15 protein-coding genes are annotated in these 14,950 nt (G+C 43.7%); 6 read left to right on the top strand and 9 right to left on the bottom strand.

What is annotated here, in order from left to right:
- Window positions 1-3 precede the first annotated feature (3 nt).
- From ABIC22_RS21720 to ABIC22_RS21705, 4 genes are all read right to left on the bottom strand, one after another.
- On the bottom strand, window positions 4-1,011 hold the full coding sequence (locus tag ABIC22_RS21720) for an ABC transporter substrate-binding protein (RefSeq protein ID WP_354483692.1): 1,008 nt from the start codon (window positions 1,009-1,011) through the stop codon (window positions 4-6).
- 48 nt (window positions 1,012-1,059) lie between these two features.
- Window positions 1,060-1,743: a biuret amidohydrolase gene (biuH, locus tag ABIC22_RS21715; protein WP_354483690.1), complete on the bottom strand. Its 684-nt coding sequence runs from the start codon at window positions 1,741-1,743 to the stop codon at window positions 1,060-1,062.
- Window positions 1,744-2,081: 338 nt separating this feature from the next.
- Window positions 2,082-2,621, bottom strand: coding sequence for a GNAT family N-acetyltransferase (locus ABIC22_RS21710; protein ID WP_354483688.1), 540 nt, complete (start codon window positions 2,619-2,621; stop codon window positions 2,082-2,084).
- A 216-nt stretch (window positions 2,622-2,837) separates the two neighbouring features.
- Window positions 2,838-4,040: a glycoside hydrolase family 5 protein gene (locus ABIC22_RS21705; RefSeq protein WP_354483686.1), complete on the bottom strand. Its 1,203-nt coding sequence runs from the start codon at window positions 4,038-4,040 to the stop codon at window positions 2,838-2,840.
- Between the two features lie 611 nt (window positions 4,041-4,651).
- Between ABIC22_RS21705 and ABIC22_RS21700 the strand changes: the two genes are divergently transcribed.
- From ABIC22_RS21700 to ABIC22_RS21680, 5 genes are all read left to right on the top strand, one after another.
- The gene (locus tag ABIC22_RS21700) at window positions 4,652-5,143 is read left to right on the top strand and encodes a DedA family protein (protein WP_354483684.1); all 492 of its coding nucleotides are present in this window, start codon (window positions 4,652-4,654) and stop codon (window positions 5,141-5,143) included.
- Between the two features lie 65 nt (window positions 5,144-5,208).
- Window positions 5,209-5,775 (top strand): class I SAM-dependent methyltransferase, encoded by a 567-nt coding sequence (locus ABIC22_RS21695; protein ID WP_354483682.1) that lies wholly within the window; start codon window positions 5,209-5,211, stop codon window positions 5,773-5,775.
- Window positions 5,776-5,858: 83 nt separating this feature from the next.
- Window positions 5,859-6,539, top strand: a complete 681-nt coding sequence (locus tag ABIC22_RS21690; protein ID WP_336781888.1) for a response regulator — start codon at window positions 5,859-5,861, stop codon at window positions 6,537-6,539.
- Window positions 6,532-7,632 carry a sensor histidine kinase gene (locus ABIC22_RS21685; RefSeq protein ID WP_354483680.1) on the top strand — a complete coding sequence of 367 codons (1,101 nt, stop codon included), beginning with the start codon at window positions 6,532-6,534 and terminating at the stop codon, window positions 7,630-7,632. The genes ABIC22_RS21690 and ABIC22_RS21685 overlap by 8 nt, the downstream gene beginning before the upstream one ends.
- Before the next feature lie 26 nt (window positions 7,633-7,658).
- Window positions 7,659-8,228, top strand: coding sequence for a class I SAM-dependent methyltransferase (locus tag ABIC22_RS21680; RefSeq protein ID WP_354483678.1), 570 nt, complete (start codon window positions 7,659-7,661; stop codon window positions 8,226-8,228).
- A gap of 106 nt (window positions 8,229-8,334) precedes the next feature.
- Here ABIC22_RS21680 and ABIC22_RS21675 read toward each other — a convergent pair whose 3' ends face one another.
- Both ABIC22_RS21675 and ABIC22_RS21670 read right to left on the bottom strand, forming a co-directional pair.
- Complete coding sequence (locus ABIC22_RS21675; RefSeq protein ID WP_354483676.1) at window positions 8,335-9,258, bottom strand: bifunctional helix-turn-helix transcriptional regulator/GNAT family N-acetyltransferase; 924 nt, start codon at window positions 9,256-9,258, stop codon at window positions 8,335-8,337.
- Window positions 9,259-9,576: 318 nt separating this feature from the next.
- A complete protein-coding gene (locus ABIC22_RS21670; protein ID WP_354483674.1) occupies window positions 9,577-10,983 on the bottom strand; it encodes a family 4 glycosyl hydrolase in 1,407 nt (468 codons plus the stop codon).
- Window positions 10,984-11,156: 173 nt separating this feature from the next.
- Here ABIC22_RS21670 and ABIC22_RS21665 point away from each other — a divergent pair, with 173 nt between their 5' ends.
- Window positions 11,157-12,008 carry a helix-turn-helix transcriptional regulator gene (locus tag ABIC22_RS21665; protein ID WP_354483673.1) on the top strand — a complete coding sequence of 284 codons (852 nt, stop codon included), beginning with the start codon at window positions 11,157-11,159 and terminating at the stop codon, window positions 12,006-12,008.
- Window positions 12,009-12,119: 111 nt separating this feature from the next.
- On the opposite strand, the gene ABIC22_RS21660 is transcribed toward ABIC22_RS21665, so the two are convergent.
- The 3 genes from ABIC22_RS21660 to ABIC22_RS21650 all read right to left on the bottom strand — a co-directional run bounded on the left by ABIC22_RS21660 (window position 12,120) and on the right by ABIC22_RS21650 (window position 14,938).
- Window positions 12,120-13,052, bottom strand: coding sequence for a copper amine oxidase N-terminal domain-containing protein (locus ABIC22_RS21660; protein ID WP_354483671.1), 933 nt, complete (start codon window positions 13,050-13,052; stop codon window positions 12,120-12,122).
- Window positions 13,053-13,135: 83 nt separating this feature from the next.
- Window positions 13,136-13,786, bottom strand: coding sequence for an HAD hydrolase-like protein (locus ABIC22_RS21655; RefSeq protein WP_354483669.1), 651 nt, complete (start codon window positions 13,784-13,786; stop codon window positions 13,136-13,138).
- 192 nt (window positions 13,787-13,978) lie between these two features.
- Window positions 13,979-14,938, bottom strand: a complete 960-nt coding sequence (locus ABIC22_RS21650) for an amidohydrolase family protein (RefSeq protein WP_354483667.1) — start codon at window positions 14,936-14,938, stop codon at window positions 13,979-13,981.
- Window positions 14,939-14,950: the final 12 nt, after the last annotated feature.

The raw sequence follows: 14,950 nt of genomic DNA, 5'->3' as shown, positions 1-14,950 counted from the left end.
ACCCTATTCGATAAATTCGTTTGAAAATACGTCTTCAAGATTTTGCTCTTCCTTCAAAAATTCCAGATCGATCAAGTTCTGTTGCAGCACGTCCCATGCCTCTGATTCCATCTTGCCGAGGGGAAGATTCTCCGGCTCCAGCAAAGGAATGCTTGCGTTCATCATGCTCGCCTCGTGATCAATCGTTAATTTATCCCCGTATTTCAAGCCAAATTCGGCAGCCTCTTCCGGGTTCTCAATAGCGTAGCTCCAGCCCTTCATGGAAGCTTGTACGAAGCTTTTCACCATTTCGGGATCACGCTCGATGATGTCCTCTGTCGTAAACAACGTATCCGCATAAAAGTTAATATCATAATCGCTCGGCTCAATAATATTGACTTCATTCCCCTGCTCCTGTACGGCGAGGACCTCATTGATGACATAACCTGGCCATGCTTTTACCTGTCCGCTGAGTAATGGGCTGAGATCGTATTTTGCTGGCATTTCCTCCACCTTGGTTCCGTCTATGCCCGCATTCTTTACCATCGCTCGGTAAGTCAGCTCTTCATTCCCTCCAAGCTTCACACCAATCTTCTGGCCGACCAGATCCTCCATTTTTGTGATCCCTGAATCCTTGAGACTAAACAACACAAATGGCGTTTTTCTGTAAATGGCGGACAGCGCCTTCACGGGAACCCCTTTCTCCCTGGCCATCAGTATTTGATCTGCGCCCGTCACGCCGAATTGCTCTGCACCTGATGCAATCATCTGTACGGAAGGAAAATCCGCGCCGCCTGGTCTGATCTCAACATCCAAACCCGCTTCTTTGTAAAATCCCTTCTCTACGGCAGTATAGAATCCGGCAAACTGTGCTTGATGAACCCATTTTAGACGCAGAACCACTTTTTTCAATCCACCGGATTCTCCATCTCCTGAAGCAGAGCTAGGCACATCGTTCGACCCGCAAGCTGTTAGTGCGAGCAAACAAACCGACATTACGATAAGCAGTGACTTTCTGGACCATCTCCACATATGATTTCCTCCCATGTTGTTGTTTTTCTATTGCTGTGGCAGTGTTGCTTAAAAGGCAGCTAGCGCCTTTAAAACCTCGCTGGAGTTACTGACGCTGCCGAACACGCCTCCCTGCATTTTGACCATCTGGAGCGCTGCGTGATGATTATCAGGGTCGGTTGCTCCCGTGCAGTCTTCCAGGATCAGACATTCATATCCTCTGTCATTGGCTTCACGCATGGTTGTGTGCACACAAACATCCGTTGTAATTCCCGTTAAGATCAGATGAGTGATGCCTTTATTCTTGAGGATTAGATCCAGGTCTGTAGCATAAAAACTGCCTTTACCCGGCTTATCAATGATCGATTCACCTTCGATGGGAGTAAGCTCCTCTATAATCTGCCAGCCCGGTTCACCTCGAACCAAAATGCGTCCTGCCGGTCCGGAAGAACCGATCTCGGCCCCGATCTGTTTGCTGCGCCATCGTTTGTTTGCAGGCAGATCGGATAGGTCCGGTTTATGTCCCTCTCTCGTGTGAATGACGTGAAAATCTTCTATCTGTCTGACCCGATGCAAGAGCTTTCGAATAGGCTCAATGGGTTTGGCCGTCAGGGACAAGTCATACCCCATCTGTTCCACATACCCTCCTTTGCCGCAAAAATCGATTTGCATATCAATAATGACTAATGCGGTTTTACCGGGATCGATGCTCCCGTCGTAAGGCCAACTGTAAGGTGCTGCTGTAATTTGCATAGAATATTCTCCTTTCAGAACAGAAACTGAGATCCCTGTGTTGATATATTAAGATGTTATATAACCTGACTTATTTCTTGATTTATTCTTCTTGTGTCATATTATATTACGAACATTTCTGGATGTCTTTGTAGTTTTCCATAAAAAAGCTTCATTATTTTTTGTTATTTTTCACAACCATTCAATCCATGTGTTATAAATTATTACATAATCCTTTATCCCCTGGCCTAAAAAGCAACAAAAAAAGCCGCTGATTCAGCGACTCTTGATTGGTATGAGTTGTTAAGATGAACACCTATCTTTGACCATAAATAGAATTCATAAGGTTTACTGTGCAGTTATGTAGCCACTCCTTGGTTCAGGATCATACTGCATTCGATAAAGTCGATCCGTTCCACGCGATACAGATCATAGATCTGCTTCCTTGCATCAATGGATCCATATAATTCAGAATGCGAATCATTGGCCAGTTTTACATAGGGTAGTTTTTGTGCAGCTTTGCCCGACCGGATATTTTGTTTGCGAATTTTCAAAAACACCGTTTCTATGGCATGTTCGAGAAATAGTTCACTCAAAAAGATGGATTTCGCCCGTTGACTGTATCCGTTACCGAAGTAAGGTGCTCCAATCCATGTGGCCAGAAACCCTGTATGGTTTACGATATGATACAAATCAATGGTTCCAATGGGCTGGCCCGCTTCGTTTAAAATTGTACGGGAAATCGTGGTTTTCTGTTCTTCCTCGTCCATCAACTGTTTGGTCAGGAATACATATTCCTCAGGTGAATGACATTGGTAACGAACATAAGGTGACACTGAGGGGTCGTTCAATAAGCTGTACAGTGCGTGGCATTCATGCAAATCGCGTTTTTTTAACATTCTGTCTACCACCTAGTCCTTTTAGTTCGCTATATAAGCAAATTAAGTATATAAAAGGTATTGTGGCGTTTAATGAATTCTGTATATGGCTTATGTAAAATTCATTGGCAATATTGTATTTGTGTTTGAACGATACCGAACGAGTACTACATAAAAAAAGGCATGTCCTTTCTTGTGAGAGGACATGCCTTTCGTACGATGAAAAGCATGATTTGATTACTGCATCCCCTGCATAATGGCATTAATAATGCCTTGCTGGGTAACCGTGTTGTTTGAGCGGTTAAACAAAGCGAAACCATGCTGACCGTTATTTCCATTGTCCCAATACACCGGCACGGCCCCGTACTTCTTGGCAGTTGTCGTTACCGCTTTCGCATAAGCTTGACGATATACGTTATTGGTGGAGTCATACGCCGTTTTATCAATGGAGCCAAATTCTCCAATAACAACCGGATAGCCCTGTGTTACAAACTTATCGTACATCGATTTGAACTGTTCATTCAGATAGTCTTCCTGACCCCAGGTTGATTTCTTCGAAGGATTTGTTGCCGCTGCGCCCCACTGCGTGATATTTCCGTTCTCCTCACCAGCAAAATCCCACGGAGAGTAGTAATGAGCGGAGATCATAATTCTCTTCTGAGAGCTCGGGATTGCCGAGGATCTGAAATGATCTGTTGGAAGAGCAAAGCCATAATTGCCCACCGTATAGTCAATATTGGTGTTCCAGCCTGGAATCAGTAACCATCTGGCGTTGTTGTTGCCCCCAGTCTGCCGGACCGTGTCCACAAAGATTTGATTATAGGCGTTCAAGTTAGCATAGTATGCAGCATTCGGATTGCCGTAATTTCCGTCGAACACTTCATTCATCGATTCAAAAATAAGACGCTCATTATAATTGCTGAACTTGGTAGCAATCTGCTGCCACACCTTTTGGTATTTCTCTTTAATTGCAGCCTGATTGCTGCCATTCACAAGAAGCCATCCGCCCGGGATGGAATTATACCCATCTCCATGAATGTTAATAACGACATATAAACCTTCATTATATGCATAATCAACAACGGTTTGGACTCGATTCAACCACGCCGCGTTAATTGTGTAATTGGTAGCGCTTCCAATATGATTGAAATAGGATACAGGAATGCGAATTGTCTTGAAGCCTGCTGCCTTTACCTTTTTAATCAACTCTGGAGTAACGACAGGATTGCCCCAAGCCGTTTCACTAGGGACGCCATTCACCGTTGCTTCAAGCTGGTTCCCCAGATTCCATCCTGCACCCATCTCCGATACAATCTGTGAAGCGTTCAATGATCTGAAATCCGCTGCCGATGCTTTAGTACTCCACCCGGTCAATGCCGCAGCCACAAACAATACAAGTGCCAAACTGCAAACGCCATATTTCTTCATTTTTTTGAGCATAACCAAACCTCCGCTTATTATCATTATTTTACAAGCAGTGCCGTTACTCTCTTTATAGCAATTGAATGAATCGAGCAGATGTCCCTCCCTTCTATATCGATCACACCAATGAAATGGTCGCCTATCATCCACAGAATAACACAAATATGGAAAATAAAGAACAATATTCTGCATGGAATTTTCGACGAAAACAATCTGTCCCAATCTTGGCTATATCCCGTCATACTCAGAAATTCTTTAGAAAAATCCTGCCCAAATATTCAGAGTTTTTCTCTATTATTGCTGTGACCTATTTACCAATTAGACATACCATTCAACTTATTTTTCGGAACATTGAGCAATCGGAATCCTACGAATACAAGGAAGAATACATCCAGCTCGTACACGAAACTTATGCAGCAGCATATCAATTGCGAGAATTGCTCAATGACCATCGTTTCTATTAAAACAAATCAAGCCTAGCCAACTTTTTGGCAAGGCTTTTTTAGGTTGAATGGAGATAAGTTGTTAACTTACTTAAACAATCTTTAGATTTTCTTTAGAAATATACTCATTAATTCCTTAGTTTATTTCATTATGATTTTGCTATCGACAAGCGAGGAGGTAAAACCATGGTCAGTAATACAATCTTAGAGCTGCTTCATCAGTATGGATATCTGATTTTTTATTTTGCCTTCTCCCTGGGTCCGTTCGGAATTCCCATTCCGAATGAGATCACGATTATCAGCGGGGCCATCCTGAGCCACACCGGTGCAATCAATGCCGGGATCACTTACTTCTGTATTCTATCTGGACTTTTAACAGCGATCACTGCTGCCTATGTTGCAGGTAAATTGTACGGCGCCAAGAACCTATACCGATTTCAACATAATAAACATTTTATCAAGGCCGAACGAATGCTGAACCAATGGGGCCATTGGGCGATGTCGATCGGTTTGTTTATTCCAGTCGTACGATATGTTCTTCCTCTGGTGATCGGGCTGAGCGGGGTACATTTTAGAAGATTTGCAATGATAACCTATTCCAGTGCTCTACTCTGGACCTTAACGTATTTTGCTGCAGGCATTTACTTTGGAGATCCCCTTCTGTCTGTGCTTCAGTGATTACGCTTTTGAGTCCGTCTTGTATTTGCAAAAATCGATATGAAACCCTTGGAGGAACTTAATTCATGAATTCAGATGAAACGATTTTGTTTTTGAAAAGCTTTGTAAAGAATCCCAAACATGTAGGCAGCATCATACCAAGTTCTCGCTTCCTGGCTAGCAAAATGGTCAGTCATGCACCATGGCCTGAATTCCAGGCCATCGCAGAGCTCGGTGCAGGCACAGGGGCCATCACCCGTTATATTGAAAAACAGGTGCAGGATTCTACCAAGGTATTCGTGTTTGAGTCGAATCAGATTATGAGGACCAATTTACAAAAGGCATTTCCCACATTCTCCTTCTATCCGAATGCTGCTCAATTAGTAGCTTCGATGAAGCAAGAAGGCGTTCAGCAATTAGATTGTATCTTTAGCGGATTGCCGTTTTTTAACTTTGAGCCTGAGCTCCGAAACACGTTGGTAGACCAAATCGATCAGGCTCTCAAACCTGGAGGTTTATTCATCGCCTTTCAATATTCGCTTCAGATGAAAAAGACACTTTCCAAACATTTTGTCATCGAGAACATCGATATCGTGCCATTGAATATCCCTCCTGCGTTTGTTTATGTCTGTCGCAAAAAGGAAACAATTTAAACATTCTGGACGATGGATTACACTGGTAGATGTCACGAATTCATTATATTTATTTTAGAGTGGACTAAAAAGGAGCTAGATTTATGAACACCGTACTCGTTGTCGATGATGAACCCGATATCCGCGATGTCATTCATGTCTATTTACGTAACGAAGGATATCACGTCATTGAAGCAGCCGATGGTCTGGAAGCACTCAATATTATAAAAACAACATCGGTTCAACTCGTCATTCTGGATGTTATGATGCCCGTCTTGGATGGAATTCAAGCCTGTCTTAAAATTCGCGAAGTATCCAACACTCCGATCATCATGCTGTCAGCCAAAGAAGAAGACATTGATAAAATCACTGGCCTGACTACCGGAGCCGACGACTATATGGTCAAACCGTTTAATCCATTGGAATTACTCGCTCGTGTCAGGGCTCAGCTGCGGCGTCAAACCCTGATTGGAAAAGCTGAATATAACTCTTTAATTCTCGTTAAAGACCTTGTCATCGATAAAAGTAAACATTCCGTGAAGTTAAAAGAGAACGATATTCCGCTTACACCGCTGGAGTTTTCAATTCTTGAGCTGCTTGCCAGCCACCCCGGACAGGTATTCAGCTCCGAGAAGATATACGAAACCGTGTGGAAAGAACCTTACGGATATTCGGATAATACCGTGATGGTCCACATCCGCAATCTGCGTGAGAAGCTGGAAGTGAACCCAAGAGAGCCTCAATATATTAAAACGGTATGGGGAGTAGGTTACAAAGTTGACTAAGCCGCAATCCAAGCAAACGAAAAAGATACAGTTCCACATCCTCAATCGATTGGTGATCAGTTTTGTTATTTCAATTGTTGGTTCCGTTTGCGTGAATAATATTCTTATTATGACGGCTTCCAAAATCAGTGATGGATTAGAATGGCACTGGCTTCTTAACTTTTTCCCTTATGTCATTACGCCTATTTTTATATTGATCTTCACATTCACTTTTTTGATTGCCACGCGAAAAATAGTCAGAGATTTGGTCTCTTTGGAGCAAGGTCTTCAATTCATATCGGAGGGCCATCTGGATTATCGGGTAGCCGTTAATCGCCAAGACGAATTGGGACGGGTCGCCACCAACATTAATCTCATGACGGAGCAGCTGCAACAACAAATCATGAAGGAACGCGAATTGGAAAAATCCAAAATGGACTTAATCACAGGCATTTCGCATGACCTTCGTACGCCTCTTACGAGTATTATTGGCTACATTGAGCTTCTGCGGACCAATTCCTTTCAAGACGAGGCTGAATATACACGATTCGTAGAAAACACCTATAACAAAGCGACGCACTTGAAAAAATTGCTGGATGATCTATTTGAATATACTCGTCTTACCTCCGTTGATACCCAATTGGATCTGAGAAAAATTGATTTATTTCAACTTTTAGACCAGATGTTATTCGAGTTTGAACCTCTCGCCATGGAAAATGGCATCCACATCGAGAAAGACATTGGCGATTCACCAATGATGACCTATATCGACAGTGATAAGATGGCTCGTGCCATCGATAATCTGTTGATGAATGCCCTGAAGTATTCCCTCAAACCGGGTACTATTCATATCCGAATGGCCATGCAGCCTGAGCATGTAATCATTGAAGTCGAAAATAAAGGAACTCCCCTAACGGCAGAACAGATGGACAAGCTGTTTGACCGGTTTTATAAGGTGGATTATTCAAGAAGCAGCGAAGGCATTCAATCGGGATCCGGGCTCGGCCTTTCAATTGCGAGAAATATTGCAGAGCTGCATCATGGCACCCTAACCCTTCAGCATGAGGATAATGTATTTAGGTTTCGGCTAAGGTTGCCTTCCGGCAACCGGTAGATTTTACAACAATGGAGGATGAATGATTGAAAATACCCAACTTTCTTCTTTTTCTGCTAGCTTTCCTTAAGAATCCGAAAAGAGTAGGAAGCATCTTCCCCAGTTCTGCATTTCTGGCACGTAAAATTATTCAGTCCGTGTATTGGAATGATGTTCAAGCCATAGCAGAGCTTGGGGCAGGAACGGGTGCTATAACACGCATCATGGAAGCCCATTTACCGAGCTCTGCAGCAGTACTTTTATTTGAAAGAGACCGAAGAATGAGGAAAGCTCTAAAAAAAGAATATCCTCATTTCAAGCTCGCTTCCAATGCCTCCTCTTTAGTAAAGAAAATGAATCAGGAGCAAGTTCTACAGTTGGATTGCATTATTAGCGGATTACCTTTTTTTAATTTTTCCAAGACAATGAGAGAACACATTCTTGCTCAAATGACACAAGCTCTCCGGCCAGGCGGCAGGTTGGTCTTATATCAGTACTCACTTCATATGAAGCAAACTCTAGCTGAAGAGGTGATTATTGAGAACATCCAGTTTGTCCCCTACAATTTCCCACCCGTCTTCGTGTATACATGCCGCAAGAAAGACAACGACACCTGAAAAATATCCACACATGATCAACTAAGTTAAAATCCCCCTGACTCATACAAACTCGTTCGTGTTTCCTTCAATCAAGAAAAGCCGCTTAATTCAGCGGCTATTTTCATTAAAGCTCAAGTTCATAGGTTTGTTCAATGTGGCGAACTCCCCAGGCATCGTTCTCTTGTTCCTTTATTTTGACGAAACCTTGCTTGGTATACATGGCTATGGCCGTTTCCTGGTCCTCCGTCGTTTCCAGAAAGACACTCCGGTACCCTTTTTCTCTGCAGTAAGCAATGGCGTCCTGGATGAGCCTCTTTCCGATCCCCATGCCTCTGCAATCCGGATGTAAGATAAACCAGCGAATCTGAGCTCTTTTATCTGAATGACCGATCACCGCAATACTGCCGACAATTTCGTTATCGGCTTCTGCCAGCCAGAACCGATCTTTGTCCGGGCTGTAGGTTTGCAGCAGCTCATAAAACGTCTTGCAGACATATGCTTCGAAAATATGATTATAGCCGCATTCCTCCGCATATACCCAACCGTGAAGATGAATCAATGCCCCGGCGTCCCCGGGTTTTAGTTCGGTCCGGAATTGTATTCTCGGTTTTGCGGAATGGCCAGATAATTCATTCTGAATGGCGGTCATACTTCGGGCGATATCTAACCGGCTCTTGTCAGGCAAATTGATAATCATGTTACGAATTTGATCATCGGATAAGGCGTTCATTCGAGCCAAGGTTTCTTCTCCGAATTCCGAGAGATACAGCAAGGACGATCTTGCATCCTCCTTGGATTGAACACGGTAGGTTAGTCCGAGCTTTTCAAACCTCTTCAACATACGGCTCAGGTACCCTGGATCAAGTCCCAGTTGCTCCGTGAGCACACTTGCGGTACAGTGTTCGGCATTGCCTATTTCGTAAAGAACCCGGACCTCCGAGAGAGAAAAGTCACTGTCGAGCAGATGCTTGTCCAGCAACCCCAGTATCTTGGTGTAAAAACGGTTAAATTCGCGAATAATTGGAATGATCGATGTTAGTGATTTCATAGTTTCCTCCTGACACACAGAACATAATTTACTGGGTTCATTTACTTGACTAAGTCAACTATATACACTTTACCCTATTTTAATTGACTTAGTCAAACAAATGATGATGCTCCTCCCAAATAAAGAAAAACCGAATTGTTGCCAAATTGAGGACACAACTCAGTTTCTTGTAACTACCTACTTGATAAATAACGAAGGTCCATATGCCTCTGGAATCAGACCACACCAAAAAAGCCGCCACATGAGCGACTTTCTTCGGTAGTTCGTAAACAATTTAGGATTAAAAACCAGACCCTTTTCTATGAGTTATCCGAGAATTCAGATTTTGATCAGTCCATCCGAATACCAGACACCTGGGATCATCTCACGTTCCAATTCCAGAAGTTCTTTGATGATCTGGTCCGCGTCACCGATGGAACTGACAAGCGGATCCGTCAACATCGCTCTTCTTAGCTTCTCCAAGCTCTGCTCCACAACGGCCTCTGCCGTAAGCTCATGAGTATCCAGTACAAGCTCCTGCATTCCCCGAATTCCTCTCGGCATCTCACCCACATGAACCGGCTTCGCTCCCTCCATGCTTACGTCACATAACAGCTCCAGGAACGAATCATCATTCATATTTGTCACTGCCCCATTGTTGAGCGTATTCACGAAGAAGCGTTTCCCCAGATTGCCCACCATATTTTCAATAATGTCTGTTGCATGATCCGGGCCGAAAGTATTCATGTAATTGGCAATGGGAATGTTCCCCGAAAGGAAGCCGTCGACTTGGTTCCACATCTCGTCGTGACGCTGATAACGGTCCTCTGTCTCCCAAATCGATAACGGCGGGATACGATCCGGCGATTTACCATGACCTTGCCAATAACGGACATATTCCTTCGTATGTGCAGTGCATGTAGGGATATATCCAAAAATATCGTACAACTCATACGTAATGGCGTCGTTATGGAGAGCTTTGGCACCTTGATCACCACCGTTGTTCTCCTCACCGGCGGATTTCCGCATAGCCTCCGCAATCGTCGGCATGACATCCTTGCCTTCGAACTCCGCCTTTAGGAGCCACGTAAAATGATTGACCCCGGCAATGCGGAAATCAAACTTCCGATCGATTTCCTCGGTGAACTCCTTTCCGTCGCCAATAATCCCTGCTCGCACAGCATAATAAGCTTTCTTATGAGGCATATGATGACTGTCACAAAGCGCGAACGATTTCAGCTTCGGTGCATAACGGTGTAACGCTATACCGTGGACGGTAGATGGATTGATATAGTTAATCACCCAAGCATCGGGACAGAGCTCCTCAATGTCTTTGGCACATTCCATAATGATCGGCAATTCCCGCATCGCACGGAAAATTCCTCCTGGACCGATTGTATCCCCTGAGCACATACGGATGCCGTATTTCAACGATACCTCGCAATCAATCCCCCGATATTTCACCGATTGTTCTGCGAAGCTGAGTACAACGAAATCGGCCCCCGGAAGCACCTGTCTTCGGTCTGTCGAGCCCTCAATCTTCAAGGATACATGGTTCTCCCGAGCAACCATCTCCGCAAGTTTCACCATTTTTGCCAGCCGCTCTTCGTCCGTATCCACCAGAGCAAGCGTTCCCTGGTTCAAGTAAGGGGAATGAACCATCTGCCATATGGACTGACGACCAAAAAATAGACTCCCTGCTCCGATAACGACAACCTTAGGCTGCGGCATGTTCGTCGTGTTCATGAATAACCCTCCTCATGTGATATAAGTTCATTATAGAAGAGTGGCTAATAATCGGAATGTGCAATAGTTTTCAATACATGTCATATCGTACGATATTTAACAACGTGTAAAACCTTTGATATAATGAATTAATTTTAAAGATGTCATGTGGTAAAGGTGGATGAGGAAAGCGGATGAGTGAAAACAGATTGAATATGAGCATCCTTAACGAACTTTCGGAATATATTCATCTCCGGATGAGTTCCTATCTAGAACAGACTCACAATCAAGACTGGACTGAACACAAATCGCATCCTGATTACGATCTTTGGTTCATTCAAGAGGGCTCCATTAAAATGATGATCGATGGGTTCGAATATACGGCAGTCCCGGGGGATGCTATATTTTTTTATCCGGATATGCCCTATATCGCCTCGACGTCCGAGGACGTTTGCCGATTCATATACATCCATTTCGACTTTGGCATCGGCGAGCAGCAGCGAATTCTGGGCGGTTTTCAACTTCCGGGAATTGTGCCGGGCAACCTGATTCAAGAGGAAACCATGCTGTTCACCAGAACATTTCGTCGATTGAAACAGGAGAACGGCACGTCAGGGAACCAACTCTACTTAAAAGCCTCTCTTCTTGCCGTTATCGCAAAAATTATCGAGCTTTACGGTCAGGGCGCCTATGTGGGTCAATTCCTGAACGGCAAGAGACCCAGAAAATCCGAAGGTAGCCTGGACATATTACAAGACGTATTTCAATATGTCGATGCGAACCTGCATCGTCCCATACGGATGAACGATCTCGCAGCGATAGCAGGGATCTCCGAGAAGTATTTTATTTCCTATTTCAAGAAAACCGTCGGGATCACCCCGGGTCAGTACATTTCCCAGATCAGAATGAATCGCGCGAGGGATTATCTATACGAAAAAAAGTATACGATCCAACAAATCGCCGGCTTCCTGGGCTATCCGGATCCGTTTACCTTCTCGAAAGCTTTCAAAAAATACTATAACGTGCCTCCATCCAAGTTTGAATGATTAGATTACATTGATGTAGTGTGCAGGAAAAACGCAAAAAAGCCGCCTCATGGCGGCTTCTTCTCCTAGATGTGCTCCCATTGTATTCTAATCGTTCTGTCCCTACCCTATTTATTCTTCATAGACTACAACGGTTCTGCTTTGCTCTTCCCATAGGACAGTTGCGCTCAATGCCTCACTTATAAAACGAACAGGCACATAAGTACTCCCTTTGGTGATGGTGGCTGGCGCATCCAATGATACGTTTTGACCATTGACAGTTGCGTTCTTACTGTCAACCACAAGTTTGATGCTTACTCCATCCTTGGTGACAGTTATGGAGCGTTCTTCAGGGTTCCAGGTGACTTCGGCGTTCAAAGTCTCGGCAATGGCGCGAAAAGGAACGAATGTGTTACCTTTTTTGATGAACGGTTCGGCATCTGTCCCTTCACCATTCACATACAGCTTCACTCCATTCTTTTTACCCACCTTTTCATTCAGTTTCCCCAATGTTTTGTACAGATCCAGGTTTTTGAAATTAGCCTTTATGGCTTCTTCCTGCAAATACACAGCATCCGTCACACTACCATTATTCTCAAGCATCTCTGCTGCGGTTTCCAATGCCTTATCCTCTTCCATGATAGCTTCCAGTTCTTTTTTCTGTTCGTCCGTCAATTCAGCTGCATATTTTGTGAGCAAAATATCAGTTAAAACGGTACCCGCCGGCTTATCTTTTACATTTTGAATGGCTTTTAACAACCCTTTGTATCCTTTTGGTCCTTTTTTACCGGGTTCTGATGAATCGGTTGTAGGGCTCTCTGTATTCTCTGCCTCTGATCCTGAAGGCTCCTTCACTTCATCTTCTTCCGTGCTAGCCGTTTCAGAAGGGGCGATTTCATCGGTCTGTTTCTCCTCCACTTGCCGCTGCTTGTCCTTAGGTGCTTTTGATGATACTTCTTTACTTGGTTTTCCGGGTGGAGTGTTTCCCGGTTTGGCTGAGGCTGTGCCTGCAGCGGTGCCTAACATTAGCGCTAGACTTGTTAACAAGATGACCGTTTTTTTCATCGATGATTCCTCCTGAAGTAAAAATATATGCACCTTCATTATCGGCAGAATGCATACGTTTCGATAGGGAGTTTATAACACCATCAGTGAGAAAAGTACTCTTTTAACTCGATTAAATCATCGATAACGATATCAGCCTGTGAAAGTTCGTCACTTTTGGCAAAATCAAAATTACATCCGATCGCTACCAAACCGTTGTCTTTAGCAGCAAGAATATCCGATAGGCGGTCCCCTATTACGGCTCCATTCGAAATTCCATATTTTACGATAATCTGCTGAACAAGATCTGATTTATTCAACGATTGAATTTGCTGAATGCTAAACGTCTCCGTAACCCAATGATCCAAGCGATAATACGCAACAATGGCTCTTAGATATTCAGTCAAACCATTACTTGCTATGTAAATTGAGAAATCTCTCTTTTTAAAGTAGGTGAATATTTCTTTTACGTTAGGGTATAGAGCCCCTTTACCATTTCTTATATTATGTATTAATCTTTCTAGGAAATACGCATCCGTTAATTCCCTCACCTCTGCAGAATGATGGGGTAATAACGTTTCCCATACCTTGGGCAGCGGCACCCCCATAATTTCTCGATATTGATCAATAGGTGTAGAAGTAAACCATTCATGTCGTGCTCTTAAATGATTAAACGTATCTTCAAGTGATAATTCTAAAATTTTATCTGTTTGAAACAACGTTCCATCCATATCAAATATAAGTGATTGTGACATAGCTGCATCTCCCTCGGTTAAATTACATTATATATTATTATACATATATTAGGTTCTTACGGTGTGACTGAAATGATCTCTCTTAATAACTATTGAAAAAGAGCAGTTTGCCCATTGGCAAGCTGCTCTTTTCATTTCCAACAGATATACCCCTCTATTCTTCATTCGGTACAGTTTAGAGTCGTTCTGTAGTTAGTTCAGTGTCACTTTTTCGTAAAACTTACTTATGCGGGGAAAGAGACGAAATGCGTTGCCGTAAGCAATAGCCTTCATGTTATCTTCGCTAATCTGCATGGCTTCATGGAGTACCGACTCCCGCTGCATGCGTAGTACGCTGTCTGCCGGCCAGGGTATATCCGCACCAAATAGAATCCGATCAGGCCCAATTAACTTTTGAATTGTGCCGAGGTTCAGCGTGGAATCATAGTAGAGATGGTCCAATTTGGCCATTTCGGCTTCGAACAGTTCCGGCGTTGCTTCCACTTGGATGGAATCCTGCCCAATGGCTGCAAGGGCAATCCTCCATTTGATGTACGGAACCATGCCTCCTGTATGAGGAAGAATAAACCTAATTGAAGGGTATTGGTCGAAAATGCGATGAACCGCCATCGTAGTGACAGCACGCGTCGTATCAAAGGTTCCTTCAAGCAGCGCAGGACTCAGTCCGGCAATTTTCTGGGGAATGAGAATCGGGTGAAGAAACACAACCGCACTACGTCGATCCAACTCGCTTAGCAGTTCAGCGTAATCTGGATGACTTAAATATTTCCCTTGATAACTAGTGAGCATTGCAACTCCATCCAATCCAAGAGTATCTAGCGCATATATGGTTTCTTCCAGGGCAGCTTCGGCATCAGGGAGCGGCAGCGTAGCAAATGCACCATATTTTTCTGGATACTGCTGAGCATACGAAGCAAGCTCTTCATTCATTTTCCGCGCAAGCGTATTGGCAGATGGCTGGTCAATGAAAGTCAGATCTGACGGGGCCGAAAGAAACGAAAACGAAATGTCGGCTACACCCATTTTCTCAAGTCCAATCTCGGGCGTCCACTTCGGCATAAAACTCGGAATCTCCATGCCCAGCTCCTTCTGTTTTCTTTGCATTTCTCTAGAAATGATATGATGATGCACATCAATAACGGGATTAAACATATATGATCAGCT

The sequence above is a fragment of the Paenibacillus sp. PvP094 genome (genome assembly GCF_040546835.1).
Taxonomy (GTDB): domain Bacteria; phylum Bacillota; class Bacilli; order Paenibacillales; family Paenibacillaceae; genus Paenibacillus; species Paenibacillus illinoisensis.
Note: the sequence above shows the minus strand (reverse complement) of the source record. Positions and strands in the feature narration are given on the sequence as shown.

What these genes read in the sequence shown, in the direction of transcription:
- ABIC22_RS21720 (WP_354483692.1), bottom strand. Translation starts at nt 1,011, where the DNA reads ATGTGGAGATGGTCCAGAAAGTCACTGCTTATCGTAATGTCGGTTTGT.
- biuH (WP_354483690.1), bottom strand. Translation starts at nt 1,743, where the DNA reads ATGCAAATTACAGCAGCACCTTACAGTTGGCCTTACGACGGGAGCATC.
- ABIC22_RS21710 (WP_354483688.1), bottom strand. Translation starts at nt 2,621, where the DNA reads ATGTTAAAAAAACGCGATTTGCATGAATGCCACGCACTGTACAGCTTA.
- ABIC22_RS21705 (WP_354483686.1), bottom strand. Translation starts at nt 4,040, where the DNA reads ATGCTCAAAAAAATGAAGAAATATGGCGTTTGCAGTTTGGCACTTGTA.
- ABIC22_RS21700 (WP_354483684.1), top strand. Translation starts at nt 4,652, where the DNA reads ATGGTCAGTAATACAATCTTAGAGCTGCTTCATCAGTATGGATATCTG.
- ABIC22_RS21695 (WP_354483682.1), top strand. Translation starts at nt 5,209, where the DNA reads ATGAATTCAGATGAAACGATTTTGTTTTTGAAAAGCTTTGTAAAGAAT.
- ABIC22_RS21690 (WP_336781888.1), top strand. Translation starts at nt 5,859, where the DNA reads ATGAACACCGTACTCGTTGTCGATGATGAACCCGATATCCGCGATGTC.
- ABIC22_RS21675 (WP_354483676.1), bottom strand. Translation starts at nt 9,258, where the DNA reads ATGAAATCACTAACATCGATCATTCCAATTATTCGCGAATTTAACCGT.
- ABIC22_RS21670 (WP_354483674.1), bottom strand. Translation starts at nt 10,983, where the DNA reads ATGAACACGACGAACATGCCGCAGCCTAAGGTTGTCGTTATCGGAGCA.
- ABIC22_RS21665 (WP_354483673.1), top strand. Translation starts at nt 11,157, where the DNA reads ATGAGTGAAAACAGATTGAATATGAGCATCCTTAACGAACTTTCGGAA.
- ABIC22_RS21660 (WP_354483671.1), bottom strand. Translation starts at nt 13,052, where the DNA reads ATGAAAAAAACGGTCATCTTGTTAACAAGTCTAGCGCTAATGTTAGGC.
- ABIC22_RS21655 (WP_354483669.1), bottom strand. Translation starts at nt 13,786, where the DNA reads ATGTCACAATCACTTATATTTGATATGGATGGAACGTTGTTTCAAACA.
- ABIC22_RS21650 (WP_354483667.1), bottom strand. Translation starts at nt 14,938, where the DNA reads ATGTTTAATCCCGTTATTGATGTGCATCATCATATCATTTCTAGAGAA.